Origin of the sequence: Marinobacterium mangrovicola (genome assembly GCF_004339595.1) — a bacterium.
GTDB lineage: Bacteria > Pseudomonadota > Gammaproteobacteria > Pseudomonadales > Balneatricaceae > Marinobacterium_D > Marinobacterium_D mangrovicola.
In genome coordinates this window covers 94,767-112,354 of the sequence record NZ_SMFU01000009.1, presented here as the reverse complement: position 1 = coordinate 112,354, position 17,588 = coordinate 94,767, and the positions used below count along the sequence as shown (strand labels likewise).

Genomic DNA, 17,588 nt, shown 5'->3' with positions numbered 1-17,588 from the left:
CAATGATTGGGAACGCCGCTAAAGGAAAATGTTCCGGCCGAAGTGTTGGGCTTAGCCGCCGAAAACTCTAGTGGCCAGCTCGCCGGGTGAGAGCCCAAATCGGTCCAGCAGCAGTTTAGCTGACATCAGCAGAGTGATGATGACAATCAGCGGGCGCACCAGTTTTGTACCGCGGCTGACGACCAGCCGGGCGCCTAGCTGGCCGCCGATCAGCTGTCCAACCGCCATGGCGAAGCCGGCCAGCCAGACGATGTGCCCGCTGAACAAAAAGAACAGCAGCGATGCGATATTCGAGGTGAAGTTAAGGACCTTGGTATGCGCCGTGGCGCGGGCGAGACCAAAGCCCGCCAGAGTGACAAAGGCGAGGGTGAAAAAGGTGCCGGTACCGGGGCCAAAAAAACCATCGTAAAAGCCCACGGCGAAAGTGATAGCGGTGCTGAACAGCAGCACGCTGATGCGGCGGTCAAGGTCCTGATCACCGATTTTCGGTGAAAACGCAAAGTAGAGTGCGATCAGTATCAGCAGCGCCGGCATGATCGCTGCGAGAATACTGCTGTCTATCAGCTGGACCATTACCGTACCCAGTGCTGAACCGATAAAGGTGCAGATGATCATCGTGCGCATCTCGCGCAGATTCACCAGTTTTTTGCGCACGAAATAAAGCGTGGCGGCCAGGGTGCCGAAACTGCCCTGCAGTTTGTTGGTGGCCAGTGCCTGCACCGGGCTCAGGCCGCTGGCGAGTAGCACCGGCAAAGTGATTAACCCGCCGCCGCCGGCGATGGCGTCGATGGTGCCGGCGCCAAGGCCGGTCAGTAGAAGTAGCAGGATCAGACTGAGGTCCAGTTCCATGGTGCGAGTGTCCCGGGTGGCGAGTGTGTGGATGCTGCTTTGCAACTGCAAAGGTGCGGTAAATTATCCCGGAAAAGGTTCGTAACGTCTGCTTCGGAGGCAATAACACTGAACGGAAAGGCTGCGGCAGGGATTACATTCGCAACTATTGATATTGCCAAAAGATCTTAATCCGACCTTTTTACTTTGTTTTTGTTTATATAGGATTGTCTCCTCTGATTTACACTTCAGCCGGAGTCTCGCCATGCGTCGTCTATTTGCTCTCGTTTCCGTCCTGTTAATGGGTTGGAGCGGTCTTACCTTTGCTGCAGACAAGTCCCTGGAGATCGGCTACATGCCGATTATTCCGGTATCCCAGTCCTTTGTGGTGCTGGAGGGGGATGCCCTGAACCAGGCGGGCGTCAGCGATCCCGATCTGATCAAGTTCCAGAACGGCCCCGCCATTGTGCAGGCGTTGCTGGCCGGTCAGCTTGATGTGGCTTACATGGGCATTGGGCCGGCCATGGTGGCTCGCGCCAAGGGGGCGGATATCAAGGTGGTAGCCTCCAACATCGTTGAGCAGATCAGCCTGATCTCTCTGGGTGAGCTGGCTCCCTATTTTACCGATGGCGAAGCGGCTACAGCCTTTGCACGTTTCCAGGCGGATAAGGGACGCAAAGCGGTTATCACCACCTTCCCTCAGGGCTCGGTGCCGGAGACGGTGCTGCAGTACTGGCTGCGTCATCAGCTGGGTCTGAGCGAGCAGCAGATCAACGATAATATCGACATCATCTACCAGGGCGCCGCCCAGGTGCAGCAGTCACTGATGACCGGCGCCGTAGACGGTGCGGCGATTCTGGAGCCGATTGTCAGCATCGTGCTGGATCGCAGGGATGACGCTCAGGTCGTTGCCGCTGGCTCCGAGATGTTCCCACATCAGCCCGGTGCCGTGTTGGCGGTGCGTGAGAGCCTGATCAGCGAGCAGCCGGAACTGGTCAAAGCGCTGGTGAAAGCGCATATCGACGCCACCAATCAACTACGCGATCAGCCGGAAGAAGCCGCCAAGGCGGTGGGTAAGTACGTTGGCGGCGGTCGTCTGCCGGCGGATATCGTGCTCAAGGCGCTGCAGCGTTCCCACGATCAATTCGAAGCTGATCCCAACGCCATCATCGACGGCACCCGCACCATGCGCGATTTCCAGGCAGAGCTGGGTTCGCTGAAGGCGGAAGTTGATCTGAGCACCCTGTTCGATACCCGTTTCTACGATGAGCTGGTTCAGGAGTAAACGCTAGCAATGACGCAACAGGTGCATCCTATGGCTCGCTCCCCCTGGGGGCGGGCCTTGCTTGGTTTAGTCGGCGTGGCGGCGTTTGTTGCGCTGTGGAAATTTGCCCAGGTCTCCGGCTGGGCGCCCTCCGGTACCATTCCCGATCCGTTTCTGCTGCCGCAGGCGCTGATGGATGAGTGGAACTCGGATCGTCTGCTACCAGCGATTCTGTCGAGCCTGGTGCATTACGCCTGGGGTCTGGCGTTGGGTACCCTGTTTGGTTTTCTGGTCGGCACAGTAGCGGCGTCTTCATCGATGATGGATGCACTGCATGCCTGGCTGGCGCGTATTCTGCGCCCGATTCCGCCGCTGGCCTGGGTGGTCTTCGCCATCGCCTGGTTCAAGGTGAGCCACGCCGGCGCTGCGTTTGTTATCGCCATCGGCGTGTTCTGGGTGAACTACTTCGCCACCTATTCCGCGGTGCGCCATGTGGACCCGAAATACTATGAGCTGGCGCGCGCCTTTGGTCAGAACGGTTATCTGCGCCAGGCGTTGCAGGTGACTCTGCCGGGCGCGGCGCCGGGGATCTTCTCCGGGATCCGTACCGGTATTGGCCAGGCGTGGATGACGTTGATTGCCGCCGAACTGCTCGGCGTGCCGGGCATGGGGCAGGAGATGAACTCCGCCGCCGGCGTCGGCGCCTATGAGGCGGTTGTTGTCTACATGCTGGTTATCTCGCTGGTGTATACCCTCAGCGATACTCTTTTTGCCCAGGTCGAGAAGCGAGTCCTCACATGGCGTCCATCCTGAATATCGACAATCTCAGTTACCACTACGGCAACAGCGAGAGCCCGGTCTTTAGCGGGCTGAATCTGCGGGTGGAGCCTGGTGAGTTTATCGCCGTGGTAGGCGGCTCCGGCGTGGGTAAGTCAACGTTGCTGCGTTGTGTCGCTGGCCTTGCTGAATCCAGCGGCGGCTCGATTTCACTTAACGTTCCCCATGATGACACCCGCCGCCGTCGCGGCATCGTTTTTCAGGATGGCCGGCTGATGCCCTGGCGCCGGCTGCGCGCCAACGTGGCATACGGCCTCAAGGGCCTGAAGCTCACCGCCGAGCAGAAACGCGAACGTGTTGACGAAGTGCTCAAGCTTGCGCGTCTGGAAGAACTGGCCGATCGTTGGCCGCATCAGCTTTCCGGTGGCCAGGTGCAGCGTGGCGGTATCGCCCGTGCCCTGGCGGTGCATCCGCATCTGCTGCTGATGGATGAGCCGTTCAGCGCTGTGGATGCGATCACCCGGCGTCATCTGCAGGACCAACTGCTCAGCATCTGGGATGAAACCCAAAAGGCGGTGCTGTTTATCACCCACGATATTGAAGAGGCGGTCTATCTGGCCGACCGTGTCATCGTGCTGGCCGGCTCGCCTGCTAAAATTGCATTAGACCGTCGGATCGATCTGCCGCGGCCGCGCGGACGCGGCGCTGAAGAGCTACAGAACCTGGCGGATGAAATCTCCCGAGCTATCTGATTGTTGAGGATTGACCCATGGCGGCGATCAAGCTGATGATCCACGCGCCCACACTCGAGGCGCTTAAGCGTGCACAGAACAATGCCCGTAACCTGCTCAAGCTTGAGGATGACGCGGAGGTCGAGATCGTCGTCAACGGCCCGGCAGCGGCTGTGGCTGTGTTGATTACTGACGCAGAAATTCTGCCACTGCTGGTGCTCTGCCGTAACAGTCTGGACGGGCAGCAACTACAGGAGCCCGAGGGCGTGCGTGTGGTTGCCGCGGCGGTGCAGCATCTGGCACGGCAGCAGGCGGCCGGATGGGCTTATATCCGAGCGTAAGCGTGGAACAGGTTTATAATTCCAAAACCTATTAGAATATTTTTATATAAGGAAAGCTGAATTTAATCCGAGCTGCTAGGCTTGAAACCGACGTGTATTGAAACCAACAGTGTTTCGGCTGGTTGCTCGGGAGGCCCTGATTTAAACATCGCTCCCCTGACTGGTTCCAAAGGGTAATACCTATAAAAATATGCCCGGTAAACAGTGAAGGTCTGGCGCCGTTATTCGACAAGGAATAACGTGCTCGCTTGCCTGTCACGCTGAACTCCTGAACCGGGCCCTGAGGAGAGTGCGTGATGTCCAAAGATAAAGAGAGAGAAACGCGCGGCCTGCATGAGTTGTACGCCGAAGATCCCGAAAAGGCGGACCGCCTTGTCTGGGGACGGGTGGTCGATCCGGAGTCTCGGCGCGGATTTCTAAAGAAAAGCGGCCTGGCCGCTATGGGGGCGGCGATTGGCGCCGCAGCAATTCCCTTCGCCGATAAAATGCCTTCGGGCCTCATTCCCGTCGCTTTGGCTGATGAGCATGAACCCTTCATGCTGGACGGCAAAGATGGCCTGACCATTCTTAATGATCGACCGATCAATGCGGAAACTCCGGCGCATCTGCTTGATGACGATATCACCCCTGGAAGCCGCATGTTTGTGCGTAACAACGGCATTCCGCCGGCCATCGAGAATATCGACCCGGCCACCTGGGAAGTGCGCATCGAAGGTGAGTCCTGCGTTAATCCGATGAGTTTTACCATCGCCGAGCTGAAACAGAAATTCCAGCACCACACCTATCAGCTGCAGATCGAATGCGGCGGTAACGGTCGCAGTGAATATGTGCCTTCCGCCAGCGGTAACCAGTGGACCACCGGTGCAGTGGCCTGCCCGACCTTTACCGGCGTGCGCCTGCGCGATGTGCTGGAAGCCTGTGGGATAAAGGACGATGCGGTCTACATCGGTTATTACGGCGCTGATACCCATGTCAGCGGCGATCCAAGCCGCGACCCGATCTCCCGTGGCGTTCCGATGCACAAAGCGCTGGAGGATGAGTCGCTTATCGCCTGGGCAATGAATGGCGAGGATATTCCCTACCTCAACGGTTACCCGTTGCGTGTGGTCTGTGGCGGCTGGCCGGGGTCTGTCTCCGGCAAATGGCTGCAGCGGATCGTGATCCGTAACCAGAAACACGATGGCACCAAGATGGGAGCTCCCTCCTACAGTGTGCCGAGGCATCCGGTGGCGCCGGGGACCGATGTACCCAAGTCCGACTTTGTCACCATAGAATCGATGCCGGTGAAGTCGTTGATTACCTATCCCGAATCAGGGCTAACCCAATCCAAGGGTGAAAAGCTGGTCGTACGCGGCCATGCCTGGGCAGGGGATCTGGCGGTGGACAAGGTGCAGGTGTCTATCGACTTTGGTGCCACCTGGATGGAAGTGGAGCTGAAAGCCCCGGCCAACCGCCTGGCCTGGCAGCGCTGGAGCACGGTGGTCGACTTCCCCGAGATCGGCTACTACGAGATCTGGGCCAAGGCCACGGACTCCGAAGGTCACTCGCAACCGATGGTCGTTCCCGGATGGAACCCGAAAGGCTATCTCAACAACGCCTGTCACCGCATCGCGGTACAGATAGTCTGAGGAGGTCTGGCCATGTTAGCGCGACGAATGCGCCGGCTGCTGTTGCCGCTGGCGCTTGTGGCTCCTCTGGGAGCCTGGGCGGAAACGGATCCGGATAGCGGGCTGGTGATCGATGAGGGCTGGGAAACGGTGAAATCCACCTGTACCGCGTGCCACTCAGGTGCGTTGGTGACGCAGAATGCCGGTTCCCGTAACCGCTGGGAATACCTGATCCGCTGGATGCAGGAAACCCAGGGCCTCTGGCCGCTGCCGCCGGAGATGGAAAACACCATTCTCGATTACCTCGCTAAGCACTATGGACCGAAAGAGGGCGCCCGCAGGCCGCCACTGCCGCCGTCCATGATGCCTGAAAACCCCTACAAGGCCGCCAAACAGGACTCGGGGGGATAAGCGCAAAGTCAGGGGAAGGTTGCTCTGCCCCTGTGCCCGACCCGCCTGAACTTTGGGCGGGCCGGGCCTTTGTGTAGCGGGGTCTGCTGCGGTGTCGATTTAAGGCTGCACGGCGGACGTCGTAACCCAACAGATCAATCGCGGCGTAATTTATAGGGTGCGTTGAATCGCCATCTCCAGAAGCCTGCCCATCTCGACAATCTCTTCGCCGCTGACATTCAACGCGGGCATAAACCTCAGGCTGTTGGGCCTTGGAGCATTCAGCATCAGCCCCAGATCGAAGGCGTGTTTTACCAGCGTGGGCGCGTCGATCCTGCCGGTATCCAGGGCCAGCAGCAGTCCCGCACCCCGCACCTGGCCCATGCCGTATTGGCTGGAAAGGTCGGTGAGCAGTTCGCTCAGTGTCTGGCTGCTCAGGTTAACCTGTTCCATAAAACCCTCAGAAGTCACCTGCTCGATCACCGCCAATGCAGCGGCGCAGACCAGCGGGTTGCCGTTGAAGGTGCCGCCCTGATCGCCGTAATCGAAGCAGCTGGCGTGCTGTTTCGCCAGCAGGGCGGAGATCGGCACGCCACCGCCGAGGCCCTTGGCCAGGGTCAGTACATCCGGTTCGATCCCCAGCGCCTGGTACCTAAACAGCGAGCCGGTCCGGCCGATGCCGGTTTGCACCTCGTCCAGCATCAGCAGCAGGTTATGTTGATCGGCCAGCGCGCGCAGGCCTTGTAGAAACTCGGCGCTGGCCGGAACGACTCCTGCTTCGCCCTGAATCGGCTCCAGCATGATGGCGCAGGTCTCCGAGTCGATAGCGGCAGCAACCGCGTCCAGGTCGCCATAGGGTACCTTGGTGAAGCCGGGCACCTTGGGGTTGAACAGCGGCTCGAATGCCGGCTTGCCAGTGGCGGACATGGTGGCCAGGGTCCGGCCATGAAAGCCGTTTTCAAAGGTGATGATTTTCCAGGCGCCGTTCTTATGTTTGCTGCCCCATTTCCGCGCCAGTTTGATTGCGCCTTCGTTGGCTTCGGCGCCGCTGTTGGCAAAGAACACCTGGTCCATTCCGCTGAGTGTCGTCAGCCGGTTGGCCAGCTTCACCGCCGGGCCGTTATAAAACGCGGGGCCAGGATTGAGCAGTGTCTGGCTCTGCGCGATCAGCGCACCGCTTATGGCTTGAGGGCTGTGGCCCAGGGTATTCACGGCCCAGCCCTGAACGAAGTCGAGCCAGGCGTTGTTCTGTTCATCGAAAAGGTAGCTGCCGGCACCCCGTGTAAAGGTGATTTCCGGCCGCGGTGCTATCTGCATCAGGGCGTTGTAATCGCTGTTGTTGAAGCTGTTTTTGAGGCTGTTTTTGAGGCTGTTGTTGAGGCTGTTGTTGAGGCCTGTGTGCGTGGAGCTTGGGTTCATCGAGCTTTTGCTCTTAAAAATAGACATGGGAGTTCCTCTGTATCGTCGACACGGCATTGCTCTGTCCGTGCCGACGGTATCCGTTAATAAAATTGAGTGGTTGGATCTGGTTAATGCTCAAAGCAAGAGCGCAGGGCGTTTGGTTGCTAAACGCCAGAAACGACAAAGGCCGCCGGGGATACCGGCGGCCTTTGTCGAAAGAATCAGCCTGAGTGACTCAGGCGATCAGCGCTTATCGGGCAGGCAGGCGTAATCCCAAGGTGAACCTTGTGGAGTGAGCCTGTCGTCGGAGCGCGGAAGTGTTAGTCATGTGTTGGAGTATTCCAGAGTTTTTCTGACCAGGGAATAGGCCTACAGGCGAAATTTTTGTACCGAGATTGACCCTTACATATCAGCGTGGAAATACGGCCTCGGTCACATTCCGGTACACTGGCAGAATCAAGTGCCGCGTTGACTATCGAAAGCCTTCTATTGATGGTTGGCTATCTATTCTCGGGTGTCGACGCGGTCGCTAATCCGGTTTTATTCAGAGGAAGCGAAACCATGCAGGTGCAGCAAGGAGCGGGAAATCCGGTTGCTAATCTGATGACCAACCTGAAGGCGGGCTGTGGGCTGGCGTTCGGCTTTACCCTGCGCAGTCTTCGTTTTCATTATTCGCTGGGACAGCTGATCGCGCTTTTTGCGCTGTTGGCTCTGCTGCAGGTGGCGCTTGCCTTCTTCACGGTTGATCCACCGCGGGCGTTCAGCCCTTACGGCGCCAACTACCTGGCGGCGGTGAATCTGCTGGTTATTCTGCTGTTGCTGGTGGTCGCCCGCATGGCCGGTGGCGGCGCCCGGGTATTCGGCCGCACTTTGTTGGCCGTAGCAGCGGCGCAGTTGCCTATCCTGGTGCTGACGCACCCGGTCAGTGAACTCTTGCTGCGGCTTGAGCTGCCCTACACCTATTACTGGGCCGGGCTGCTCGCTTTCTTCGGCTGGCAGTGGCTGGTGTTGAGCCGGGCCCTGAAGCTCAACCCTGGCCTGCGCTGGCCGAGGGTGGCGTCGACTGCGGTGCTGTTTCCGCTGGGTCTGCTGGGCAGCTTCTGGCTGTTTCCGCAGATTCCGCTCTGGTACACCGACTATCCACAGGAGTACAGCGAACCGGCGCCGGAGCTGGATGTGGAAAAGATCTACTACGCCCAGCCGGAACTGCTGGCTGCTGGCCTGTCACGGCTTGAGCCAGGGGAGGAGGGCAAGACCGAACTCTACCTGCTGGCGCTGGGTGGCTACGGTGAAGAGAATGTTTTCCTCAAGGAAGTGGAACACGTGCGCGAGCAGTTCGACAGCGACTTCGGCACCGGCTCGCACTCCCTGGTACTGGCCAATAACCCGGCGACTACGGAGCGCTATCCGTTGGCCAACGCGCCGAACCTGCAGACGGCTCTGGATGGTATCGCGGCGAAGATGAACCTGGATGAGGACCTGCTGTTCCTGTTCATGACTTCCCACGGCAGTCCCGATCATTACTTTTCACTGCAATTGGGTAATCTTGGCCTGAACGACCTGACACCTGAGCAGTTGCGCCAGGCGCTGGATAGAGCCGGTATCCAGTGGCGGATGCTGCTGGTGTCCAGCTGCTACTCAGGTGGTTTTGTCGAGGCGTTGAAGTCGCCGCAGTCCTTGGTCATCACGGCCGCGGCAGAGGATCGCAGCTCCTTTGGTTGCGGCTCGCAAAGCGACTTTACCTACTTCGGCGATGCCTACTTCCGTCAGGCACTGCCGCGGGAACCGCGCTTTATCGAGGCCTTTGATCTGGCCCGTGACTGGGTCACCGAACGTGAGCAAAAGGATGGTTTTACCCCATCCCGACCGCAGCGCTTTGTCGGCACTGAAATAGCGGCCAAGCTGGAGCTGCTCTACGAGGAGCCCAGTATCAGCGAAACCATCGAGCTGGCCGAGCGTAGCGAAGCGTGCAGACTTGATACCGGTCGCAGGCCCTGTAGCTTGGATGCAAATAAGGAGCGCTGATCGGCAGAACCTTCTTGGCAGAGACATCTTTTTTTCGCTGCCGTGCGTACCCATAGATTAGAGATAGCCTGATTTAGACACACCGAGCGACCGCTGAGATTTCCGGTCGCTGGAACAGGCACAGGCTCTTATTCAGATAGAGATAGAGACAGAGGGTGAACATGAGCTACAAACAACTGACGCCGGAAGAGCAGTACGTGATTCTGCGCAAAGGCACCGAACGCCCATTCACCGGCCAATATGACGACTTTTTTGAAACCGGTGTGTACACCTGCAAGCAGTGCGGTGCACCGCTGTACCGCTCGGAAGACAAGTTTCCCTCCCACTGCGGCTGGCCCAGCTTCGATGATGAGATCGAGGGCGCCATCCGCCGTGAAGTGGATGCGGATGGCCGCCGCACCGAGATCCTTTGCGCCAACTGCGACGGCCATCTCGGCCATGTGTTTGAAGGCGAGATGCTGACCCGTAAGAACGTGCGCCACTGCGTCAACTCCATCTCCATGGATTTCGTCAGTGCCGAGGAACTGGCCGAAAAGGTCGGCGGTACGCTGAAGAAAGCCTACTTCGCTGGGGGCTGCTTCTGGGGCGTTGAACATCTGCTGCAGCAGGTGCCGGGTGTGGTGTCTGTGGTCTCCGGCTACATGGGCGGTCATGTGGAAAACCCCAGCTACGAGCTGGTGTGCACCAAGACCACCGGCCATCTGGAAACGGTTGAAGTGCTGTACGACGTCGGCCAGACCGACTTTGAGACCCTGGCCAAGCTGTTCTTCGAAATCCACGATCCGACCCAGGACAACGGCCAGGGGCCGGATATTGGGCCGCAGTACGCATCTGCCATCTTCGTGAATGATGACGAGGAGCGCGGCATCAGCGATAAACTGATCGCGCTGCTGGAAAACAAAGGGCTGAACGTGGTGACCCGCGTGCTGCCGATGCAGACGTTCTGGCGCGCCGAAGAGTTCCACCAGGATTACTACGTGCGTACCGGCAAAACCCCCTACTGCCACAGCTACCAGAAACGTTTCTGATGCTGGAGGTTTCACGTAATGTTCATATCCCGGACGATGAGATAGAACTGACCGCCATTCGCGCCCAGGGTGCGGGCGGTCAGAACGTCAACAAGGTCTCCAGCGCCATCCATCTGCGTTTCGATATCCGTGCTTCCTCGCTGCCCGAGTTCTACAAGGAGCGCCTGCTGGCCCTGAGCGATAACCGCATCAGCCAGGAGGGCGTGGTGGTGATCAAGGCGCAGCAGTTTCGCACCCAGGAAAAGAACCGCCTGGATGCGCTGGACCGGCTGCGCGAACTGATCCAGAGCGTGACCAAGGTGCAGAAGGCGCGCCGTGCCACCAAACCGACGCGCAGCTCGCAGAGGAAGCGCATGGACAAGAAAACCCAGCGCGGTAAAACCAAGTCGATGCGTGGCCGGGTCAAGGATTTCTGATCGAGCCACTCAGGGCTTCTGCTGCAGCAGTTCACCACCACCGGCCAGCAACTGGCCCTGGAGCCGGCTCGACAGGGGCGCGTCGGTGACCACCAGGTCGTACTGTTCCAGCTGGCCGGCGCTGCAGGGGGCGCTGTTGTCGAACTTGCTGCTGTCGATCAGCAGAATATGGAAACGGCTCTGCTCCAGCATCGCTTCCCGCGCCATCACCTCGTCATCGTTGTAATCGTAGAGTTTTCCCGCTGCGTCCATAGCCCCCACCGAGGTGATGGCGATATCGGCGTGATAGCGCTGGAAAAAGCGTAGTGCATCGCCGCCGATTACATCCTGATCCCGCAAACGAACCCGACCGCCGGCCACCGTCAGCGCGCAGTCCTGGTGCTCGCAGAGCAGTCGTGCGGCGTGCAGGTTATTGGTGTACACCTGTAATCCCCGCAGTGGACCCAACTGCGCCGCCAGTTCCGCCAGGGTGGAGCCGGTGCCGAGAAAAACACTCTGAAAACCGTTCAGCCAGGTGGCGCAGAGTTCGCCGATTTTGCGTTTGCCCGCCGCATTTCTGATGCGGCGCTGGTCGTAGCTGATGTTTTCCCGGTGCGGAAAGGGCATCACCTCGCCGTGGTTGCGCAACACCAGCCCCTGCTGCGCCAGGATGCGCACATCGGTGCGGATCGTCTGCACCGACACATCAAAAGTATCCGCCAGCTGCTGCAGCTCGGTGCGGCCGCGAGTGTTGACCAGTTCGGTGATGGCCTGTCTTCGTTTATGCATTAAATCTGTCCTTTTTACCGGCGAAAGCGGTAATGGCGATAAAACGAAAGCATTGAGCGTTGAAACGAAAGTTGGCTGTCATTTTCGTGTAAGAACATGACATTACCTTTTCAGCATCGAATTCAAGGAGGTGCTGAAATGCTCAAGAAAAGCTTGCTGACCTGTGTAGGTATCGCCGGACTGTCCCTGCCGCTGCTGGCCCAGGCCGATGACAAACTGGTGCTCTACACCAGCCAGCCCAACACCGACGCCCAGGCAACGGTAGACGCGTTTAATGCAGCCTATCCGGAGATCGAGGTGGAGTGGGTGCGCGACGGCACCACCAAACTGATGGCGCGCCTGCGTGCCGAGCTGCAGAGCGGCGCCTCCCGTGCGGACCTGCTGCTGATCGCCGATAGCGTCACCATGGAATCGCTGAAGCAGGATGGCTACCTTCAGCCTTACCTCAGTGATCAGCGTGAACACTACGATGCATCCCTCTATGAGCCCCAGGGTTACTACTACAGCACCAAGCTGATCACTACCGGTATAGTGCGCCACCAGCGTGCCGCCGAAGCGCCGCAAAGCTGGGCTGACCTGGCCGGTACCGAATACAAGGGGCAGGTGGCGATGCCGAGCCCGCTGTACTCCGGCGCGGCGCTGATCCACCTGGCTACGCTTACCTCCAATCCGGATCTGGGCTGGGATTACTACCAATCACTGGCGGACAATGAGACCCAGGCTCAGGGCGGTAACGGCGGCGTGCTCAAGGCCGTCGCATCCGGTAACAAGCCCTACGGTGTGATCGTTGATTTTCTTGCCATCCGCGAAGCGGCCAAGGGTTCGCCCATCGAGTTTGCTTTCCCCACCGAGGGCGGCAGCATGGTCACCGAGCCGGTGGCGATCATGAAAGACGCCAAGAACCTGGATGCGGCGCAGAAGTTTGTAGACTTCGTGCTCTCTGAAAAAGGCCAGCAACTGGTGCGCAGCCAGGGTTACCTGCCGGCCAGCGATCAGGTGGAACCACCAGAAGGCTTCCCGGCCCGCAGCGAGATCAAACTGATGCCGTTCGATGCAGCCGATGCGCTTGAGAACGCTGAAGCCAACAAGGCACGTTTCAGCGAAATCTTCGGCGGCTGATCCGATGTTGCGTGCACTCTCCGGTGACCAGCCCCGCTGGCTGGTCGCCCTGATCCTTTCCCTGATCCTTCTGCTTAGCCTCACGCCCAGCCTGCGCCTGATGGTCGAAGCGCTGAGCCAGCTGGAGCTTGGCAGTGAGTCGCCACTGGCGCGGGTGCTGCGTGATGGCGCCACCTGGCAGGCGGCCTATCACAGTCTCTATACCTCCGGCCTGGCCACGCTGATTGCGCTGGTGCTGGGCGCGCTGTTCGCCTGTGCCTTGTCGCTGACCAATGTCTCCGGTCGTCAGTGGCTGGTGTTCTGCTTCATGCTGCCGATGATGATTCCACCCCAGGTGACGGCGCTGAGCTGGTTGCAGTTGTTCGGACCGAGCAGCCCGTTGCTGAATTCGTTAGGAATCGCTCCGGCGCTGGGTTCGTCCCAGCCGCTCTATTCCGCCGAGGGCATCGCCCTGCTGATGGGGATTCAGCATGCGCCGCTGGTGTTTTTGACGCTGAGATCCAGCCTGATCAATATGCCGGCGGAGTTGATCGAGGCGGCACGGATCAACGGCGCCAGTCAGCGTCGCGTCTGGCTCGATGTGATCTTTCCGCTCTGTCGCAGTGGCCTGGTGGCTGCGGCGGCCATCGCCTTTGTCTCGGCGCTGGGCAACTTTGGTATCCCTGCCATGCTGGGGATTCCTGCCTCCTACTACGTGCTGCCAACGCTGATCTATCAGCATATGGCGGGTTTCGGCCAGAGCATGCTCAGCGATGTGGCGGTGCTTTCCATGCTGATCGGTGTGCTGGCGCTGATCGGCGTGCTGGTGCAGCAGCGTTTTGTGCGCCGTGCCCAGTATGAACTGCTGGGCCACACCGGCCGCGCCCAGGCGTTTGTGCTGGATAGCCGTCATCGTCTGCTGTTGCAACTGCTGCTCTGGACGGTGCTGGCGCTGATCCTGGTGGCGCCCCTGATCGCCCTGATCATTAGCTCCCTGGTACCGGCGCTGGGCGTCGCGCTGGATAGCGATACCTTCACCCTGAGTGCCTACGTGGAGATGCTGACGCGTCAGGGCTCCACCGCCCGTGCCTTCGGCAACAGCCTGCTGCTGGCCAGCGGTGCTGCGCTGTTCCTGATGTGTCTGAGCCTGCCGCTGGGCTGGATGATGTCGCGCATGTCGGTGCGGGCCCGCACCAGCCTGAACAGCCTGATCGAGATTCCCTACGCGCTGCCGGGCGTGGTACTGGCGATCGCCTGCATCCTGCTGTTCGCCCAGCCGCTGCCGGTGATCGAGGTGAGCCTGTACGGCTCGCTAGCGATTATTTTTATCGCCTACCTGGCCCGCTTTATGAGCATCGCATTGAAGCCGGTGCAGGCCAGCGCCGGGCAGCTCGATGGCTCGCTGGAAGAGGCGGCGCAGCTCGCCGGGGCCGGGCCTTTGCGCCGACTGGTGCAGATCGTGCTGCCCTTGGTCGCACCGGCGCTGTTTGCCGGAGGCCTGCTGGTGTTTCTCACCGCGGTGAACGAACTCACTGTATCGGCGCTGCTGTGGAGTGCCGGTAACGAGACGCTTGGCGTGCTCGTATTCAACCTGGATGAGGGCGGCGACAGCGTGCTGGCCGCTGCCATCTCCGTCGTAATCGTTTTGATGGTGGTCGCGCTGATGCTGTTACTCAGCCTGATGGGGCGCTGGCTGCCGCAAGGAGTTATACCTTGGCGAACCTGATTCTGGATAACGTCAGCAAATATTTTGGTGATCAGCCCGCGGTGGACCGGCTTAACCTGGCGATCGAGCCGGGTGAGTTTGTCGCGCTGCTGGGGCCGAGCGGCTGCGGCAAAACCACCATGCTGAGGATGCTGGCGGGCTTTGAAACTATCACCGGCGGTTCCATCCGTCTGGGCGGTCAGTTGCTGGCGGGAGAAGGTGTGCATCTACCACCGGAACAGCGTCGCATGGGCATGGTGTTCCAGTCCTACGCACTCTGGCCGCACATGAGCGTGGCGCAGAACGTGGGCTATCCGCTGAAGATGCAAAAGCTCGCCGACAGTGAGCGCAAACGCCGCATCGGCGAGGCGCTGGAAGCGGTGCAACTGACGCACCTGGCGGATCGGGCGCCGAAAGAGCTTAGCGGCGGTCAGCGTCAGCGTGTGGCGTTGGCGCGCTGCCTGGTGACCGAACCGGACGTGGTGCTGCTGGATGAGCCGCTGGCCAACCTGGATCGCCACCTGCGCGCATCCATGGAAGAGGCGTTCCGCGAATTCCACCGCCGTACCGGCGCCACGATGATCTATGTCACCCACGATCAGGCCGAGGCGATGTCTTTGGCGAGTCGTATCGCGGTGATGAATGCGGGGCGTCTGGAGCAGTGGAGTACGCCACAGGCACTCTACACCTTCCCGCGCAGTGAATGGGTGGCCGGCTTTATCGGCCAGGGAGGCGTGGCACCTGTACACGGTGTCAGTGCTGGCATGGAGCTGGGTGAAGAGGCGCTGCTGAAAGGCCTCTCCTGCGACGTCGGCGCTGCTACGCCGGTGCTGATCCGCCCCCAGGATGTGCGCGTCAGTGAGCGCGGTATCGCCGTGGATGTGGCCGAGTCGATCTATCGCGGTGAGCGCTATGAACTCAAGCTGCGCCTGGCCAGCGGTGCTGAATTGATGGCCTATCACCACCAGCCACTGCAGGCGGGCCAGCGTGCCGCAGTTCAAATCAGCCGCGGCTGGTCACTGGAGTCCGCGCGGTGAGTGCAAGGCTTGAGATCCTCAGCGGCCTGGGTGGCAAGGCGCCGGCGGCTTTGCTGCTGGAAACCGCTGGCGCCCGTATTTTGATCGAGGCTGGCGGTGCACTGGAGCCGGGTATGGAGATCGGCTGGGAGCTGCCGGAGGGGCGGCCACTGGATGCGGTCATCATCAGTCATGACCATGTGGACCATATCGGTGCCGCTGACCGGCTGCCTGCGGATGTGCCGGTTTATACAACTGAGCCTGTTGCTGCGGCCCTGCCTGACTATCTGCAACACCGGCCGCTACCTCTGAACGGTGAGCTGGAGATCGCCGGTATCCGCGTGCGCTGCGGACAGGCGGGCCATTCGCTGGGCGGAGTCTGGCTGCACTTCGAGATCGGCGGCGGGCTGTTCTACAGCGGAGACTATTCGCTGGAATCGACACTGTTCCGCTTTGATCCGCCGCCCCCGGCTGAACTGGCGCTACTGGATGCCTCCTACGGCCTCTATGACAAACCTCAGACCGACTGCCGCGCGGCGCTGCAGGCGCGACTTGAACAACCGACGCTGTTGCCGGTACCCGCCTCGGGACGGGCGCTGGAGATGGCGCTCTGGCTGGATGAACAGGGGATCGATTGGGCCATGGATCAGCGCTGCGCCGATCAGCTGGACACTCTTAAGTCCCTGCCTGAGGGCTGTTTTCAGCCAGGCGTCAGGGAGAGTTTAGAGCGGCTGTCTGGCTCAGGTTCGCTGGACCGGAGCCATGTGGCGTTGATCGGCAGCCCCGAAGGACTGGGCGAAGAGATCGAACGGCTGATAGAGCGCGGCGACCGGCAGCTGATCTACACCGGCTATACGCCACCCAAGGCGCGTGCCGATGTGGAGGCGGGCCGGGCTTGTTGGCTGCGCTGGAATGTACACCCGCGCAGCTCAGACCTGAGTCGTCTGAGCCAGCTCCTCGGAGCACGCCGGGTCATCCCGCTGTTTACTGGCCTTGAGCCGCTGGTGCGCTGGCGCGAGGTAATGGGCGATGCGCTTTACCTGCCCGCTCAGGGCGGGGCAGGCCGGTTGGCAAACGCCGCAATAGCTATCGATTGAACCCGTATTGAAAGCACGATTGAGACGACAGATGAGTGATTCATCCCCTTTCCCGAGCCAGAGCCTGACCCGCAAACCCTTCGTGTTTATGCGTCATGGCGAGACCGAAACGAACGCTCACCGCATCATCTGCGGCGCTAGCGATGTGGCGCTGAGCAAGCTCGGTGAACAGCAGGCGCTGAGTGCTAACTGGCTGGACCGTCACTGCTGGAGCTGCGTGGCCACCAGCGGCCTTTACCGGGCACGGCGCACGGCCCATCTGGCGGTGCCGCGGCATCCTCTTTACAGCTTTGAAGGGCTGAACGAACGCCACTGGGGCAGCCTGGAGCTGGCGCCGCTGAGTGTGCAGACCCCGTACGAGGAAACCCCGCCGGATGGCGAACCCTGGAGCGCCTTTCGAGGGCGCGTACTGAAAACACTGAACCGGTTGCTGGCGGTGCATGAACTGCCGTTGGTTGTGGCGCACTCCGGCGTATACCGCGTGATCCGCGAACTGCAGACAGGTACGCCGCACGGACCGCGGATCGATAACGCCCAGCCGGTACTGATCGAGCCGGTCGAGAGTGGCTGGCAGATGACAACACTTGAGGAGAACTGGCTTGAATAAGTCTGAGTTAAACAGGTCTGATTTAGATAATGCGGATACGGTCATCGTGGATGTGGACGGCACCCTGGCGCACTTCGATCCGACCGAGGTGCATCAGTGGGTGCTCAGTGAGAAGAAAGCCTGGGATCCGTTTTTTGAGCATATGAAGCAGGCGCCGGTGATCGAGCCGGTGCGGGCGTTGGTGCAGATTCTGAAATCCCAGGGGCAGCGCATCGTGATCTGCAGCGGGCGTCCCGACTCACACCGGGAACATACGCTGGAGTGGCTGGATCGTCATGAGATTCCCTACGACGGCGCCTACCTGCGCGCTTTGGGTGACGATGAGGTGGATGACGAGGCGGTGAAGCAACAGCTGCTGGCGCAGATCCGCGCCGATGGCTTTAGCCCCTGGCTGGTACTGGATGACCGCGATGCGGTGGTGGCGCGCTGGCGCGAGCTGGGGCTGACCTGTCTGCAGTGCGCGCCGGGTGCTTTTTGATTCGTGCTATG

General features: G+C 60.1%; 18 protein-coding genes. 15 read left to right on the top strand and 3 right to left on the bottom strand.

From position 1 onward, the window contains the following. Positions 1 to 51: 51 nt before the first annotated feature. Positions 52 to 849, bottom strand: a complete 798-nt coding sequence (locus tag CLV83_RS12950; protein ID WP_132293038.1) for a TSUP family transporter — start codon at positions 847 to 849, stop codon at positions 52 to 54. A gap of 244 nt (positions 850 to 1,093) precedes the next feature. Here CLV83_RS12950 and CLV83_RS12945 point away from each other — a divergent pair, with 244 nt between their 5' ends. The 6 genes from CLV83_RS12945 (at position 1,094) to CLV83_RS12920 (ending at position 5,959) form a co-directional block, all read left to right on the top strand. Further along, positions 1,094 to 2,113: an ABC transporter substrate-binding protein gene (locus CLV83_RS12945; protein WP_132293036.1), complete on the top strand. Its 1,020-nt coding sequence runs from the start codon at positions 1,094 to 1,096 to the stop codon at positions 2,111 to 2,113. Positions 2,114 to 2,122: 9 nt separating this feature from the next. Further along, a complete protein-coding gene (locus CLV83_RS12940) occupies positions 2,123 to 2,905 on the top strand; it encodes an ABC transporter permease (RefSeq protein WP_243642385.1) in 783 nt (260 codons plus the stop codon). After that, the gene (locus CLV83_RS12935) at positions 2,890 to 3,621 is read left to right on the top strand and encodes an ABC transporter ATP-binding protein (RefSeq protein WP_132293034.1); all 732 of its coding nucleotides are present in this window, start codon (positions 2,890 to 2,892) and stop codon (positions 3,619 to 3,621) included. Before CLV83_RS12940 ends, CLV83_RS12935 begins: the two co-directional genes overlap by 16 nt. Before the next feature lie 17 nt (positions 3,622 to 3,638). Then, positions 3,639 to 3,941, top strand: a complete 303-nt coding sequence (locus CLV83_RS12930; protein WP_132293032.1) for a DsrE family protein — start codon at positions 3,639 to 3,641, stop codon at positions 3,939 to 3,941. A 296-nt stretch (positions 3,942 to 4,237) separates the two neighbouring features. After that, positions 4,238 to 5,569, top strand: coding sequence for a sulfite oxidase (locus CLV83_RS12925; protein WP_132293030.1), 1,332 nt, complete (start codon positions 4,238 to 4,240; stop codon positions 5,567 to 5,569). 12 nt (positions 5,570 to 5,581) lie between these two features. Continuing rightward, positions 5,582 to 5,959 (top strand): hypothetical protein, encoded by a 378-nt coding sequence (locus CLV83_RS12920; RefSeq protein ID WP_207894882.1) that lies wholly within the window; start codon positions 5,582 to 5,584, stop codon positions 5,957 to 5,959. Between the two features lie 150 nt (positions 5,960 to 6,109). On the opposite strand, the gene CLV83_RS12915 is transcribed toward CLV83_RS12920, so the two are convergent. Then, positions 6,110 to 7,384, bottom strand: coding sequence for an acetylornithine transaminase (locus CLV83_RS12915; RefSeq protein ID WP_243642384.1), 1,275 nt, complete (start codon positions 7,382 to 7,384; stop codon positions 6,110 to 6,112). Positions 7,385 to 7,900: 516 nt separating this feature from the next. On the opposite strand from CLV83_RS12915, the gene CLV83_RS12910 reads away from it, so the two are divergent. The 3 genes from CLV83_RS12910 to arfB all read left to right on the top strand — a co-directional run bounded on the left by CLV83_RS12910 (position 7,901) and on the right by arfB (position 10,808). Continuing rightward, positions 7,901 to 9,364, top strand: a complete 1,464-nt coding sequence (locus tag CLV83_RS12910) for a C13 family peptidase (protein ID WP_165900306.1) — start codon at positions 7,901 to 7,903, stop codon at positions 9,362 to 9,364. A gap of 161 nt (positions 9,365 to 9,525) precedes the next feature. Then, positions 9,526 to 10,392, top strand: a complete 867-nt coding sequence (locus CLV83_RS12905; protein ID WP_132293024.1) for a bifunctional methionine sulfoxide reductase B/A protein — start codon at positions 9,526 to 9,528, stop codon at positions 10,390 to 10,392. Beyond that, a complete protein-coding gene (arfB, locus tag CLV83_RS12900; protein ID WP_132293021.1) occupies positions 10,392 to 10,808 on the top strand; it encodes an alternative ribosome rescue aminoacyl-tRNA hydrolase ArfB in 417 nt (138 codons plus the stop codon). The genes CLV83_RS12905 and arfB overlap by 1 nt, the downstream gene beginning before the upstream one ends. Before the next feature lie 9 nt (positions 10,809 to 10,817). Here the strand turns inward: arfB and CLV83_RS12895 are convergent, their stop codons facing one another. Further along, the gene (locus CLV83_RS12895; RefSeq protein ID WP_132293018.1) at positions 10,818 to 11,576 is read right to left on the bottom strand and encodes a DeoR/GlpR family DNA-binding transcription regulator; all 759 of its coding nucleotides are present in this window, start codon (positions 11,574 to 11,576) and stop codon (positions 10,818 to 10,820) included. 138 nt (positions 11,577 to 11,714) lie between these two features. Here CLV83_RS12895 and CLV83_RS12890 point away from each other — a divergent pair, with 138 nt between their 5' ends. Genes CLV83_RS12890 through CLV83_RS12865 form a run of 6 tightly spaced genes read left to right on the top strand, consistent with a single transcriptional unit; the run spans position 11,715 to position 17,577 of the window. Continuing rightward, the gene (locus tag CLV83_RS12890; RefSeq protein ID WP_132293015.1) at positions 11,715 to 12,695 is read left to right on the top strand and encodes an ABC transporter substrate-binding protein; all 981 of its coding nucleotides are present in this window, start codon (positions 11,715 to 11,717) and stop codon (positions 12,693 to 12,695) included. A 4-nt stretch (positions 12,696 to 12,699) separates the two neighbouring features. After that, complete coding sequence (locus CLV83_RS12885; RefSeq protein ID WP_132293012.1) at positions 12,700 to 14,400, top strand: ABC transporter permease; 1,701 nt, start codon at positions 12,700 to 12,702, stop codon at positions 14,398 to 14,400. After that, positions 14,388 to 15,416, top strand: a complete 1,029-nt coding sequence (locus tag CLV83_RS12880; protein WP_132293009.1) for an ABC transporter ATP-binding protein — start codon at positions 14,388 to 14,390, stop codon at positions 15,414 to 15,416. The genes CLV83_RS12885 and CLV83_RS12880 overlap by 13 nt, the downstream gene beginning before the upstream one ends. After that, complete coding sequence (locus CLV83_RS12875) at positions 15,413 to 16,492, top strand: MBL fold metallo-hydrolase (RefSeq protein WP_132293006.1); 1,080 nt, start codon at positions 15,413 to 15,415, stop codon at positions 16,490 to 16,492. Before CLV83_RS12880 ends, CLV83_RS12875 begins: the two co-directional genes overlap by 4 nt. 31 nt (positions 16,493 to 16,523) lie before the next feature. Then, positions 16,524 to 17,099, top strand: coding sequence for a histidine phosphatase family protein (locus CLV83_RS12870; RefSeq protein WP_132293003.1), 576 nt, complete (start codon positions 16,524 to 16,526; stop codon positions 17,097 to 17,099). Beyond that, positions 17,092 to 17,577, top strand: coding sequence for a phosphatase domain-containing protein (locus tag CLV83_RS12865; RefSeq protein ID WP_132293000.1), 486 nt, complete (start codon positions 17,092 to 17,094; stop codon positions 17,575 to 17,577). The genes CLV83_RS12870 and CLV83_RS12865 overlap by 8 nt, the downstream gene beginning before the upstream one ends. Positions 17,578 to 17,588 lie beyond the last annotated feature (11 nt).

Excerpts from the sequence above, each read along its gene's own strand:
- CLV83_RS12950 (WP_132293038.1), bottom strand. The coding sequence starts at position 849 with ATGGAACTGGACCTCAGTCTGATCCTGCTACTTCTACTGACCGGCCTT.
- CLV83_RS12945 (WP_132293036.1), top strand. The coding sequence starts at position 1,094 with ATGCGTCGTCTATTTGCTCTCGTTTCCGTCCTGTTAATGGGTTGGAGC.
- CLV83_RS12940 (WP_243642385.1), top strand. The coding sequence starts at position 2,123 with ATGACGCAACAGGTGCATCCTATGGCTCGCTCCCCCTGGGGGCGGGCC.
- CLV83_RS12935 (WP_132293034.1), top strand. The coding sequence starts at position 2,890 with ATGGCGTCCATCCTGAATATCGACAATCTCAGTTACCACTACGGCAAC.
- CLV83_RS12930 (WP_132293032.1), top strand. The coding sequence starts at position 3,639 with ATGGCGGCGATCAAGCTGATGATCCACGCGCCCACACTCGAGGCGCTT.
- CLV83_RS12925 (WP_132293030.1), top strand. The coding sequence starts at position 4,238 with ATGTCCAAAGATAAAGAGAGAGAAACGCGCGGCCTGCATGAGTTGTAC.
- CLV83_RS12920 (WP_207894882.1), top strand. The coding sequence starts at position 5,582 with ATGTTAGCGCGACGAATGCGCCGGCTGCTGTTGCCGCTGGCGCTTGTG.
- CLV83_RS12915 (WP_243642384.1), bottom strand. The coding sequence starts at position 7,384 with ATGTCTATTTTTAAGAGCAAAAGCTCGATGAACCCAAGCTCCACGCAC.
- CLV83_RS12910 (WP_165900306.1), top strand. The coding sequence starts at position 7,901 with ATGCAGGTGCAGCAAGGAGCGGGAAATCCGGTTGCTAATCTGATGACC.
- CLV83_RS12905 (WP_132293024.1), top strand. The coding sequence starts at position 9,526 with ATGAGCTACAAACAACTGACGCCGGAAGAGCAGTACGTGATTCTGCGC.
- arfB (WP_132293021.1), top strand. The coding sequence starts at position 10,392 with ATGCTGGAGGTTTCACGTAATGTTCATATCCCGGACGATGAGATAGAA.
- CLV83_RS12895 (WP_132293018.1), bottom strand. The coding sequence starts at position 11,576 with ATGCATAAACGAAGACAGGCCATCACCGAACTGGTCAACACTCGCGGC.
- CLV83_RS12890 (WP_132293015.1), top strand. The coding sequence starts at position 11,715 with ATGCTCAAGAAAAGCTTGCTGACCTGTGTAGGTATCGCCGGACTGTCC.
- CLV83_RS12885 (WP_132293012.1), top strand. The coding sequence starts at position 12,700 with ATGTTGCGTGCACTCTCCGGTGACCAGCCCCGCTGGCTGGTCGCCCTG.
- CLV83_RS12870 (WP_132293003.1), top strand. The coding sequence starts at position 16,524 with ATGAGTGATTCATCCCCTTTCCCGAGCCAGAGCCTGACCCGCAAACCC.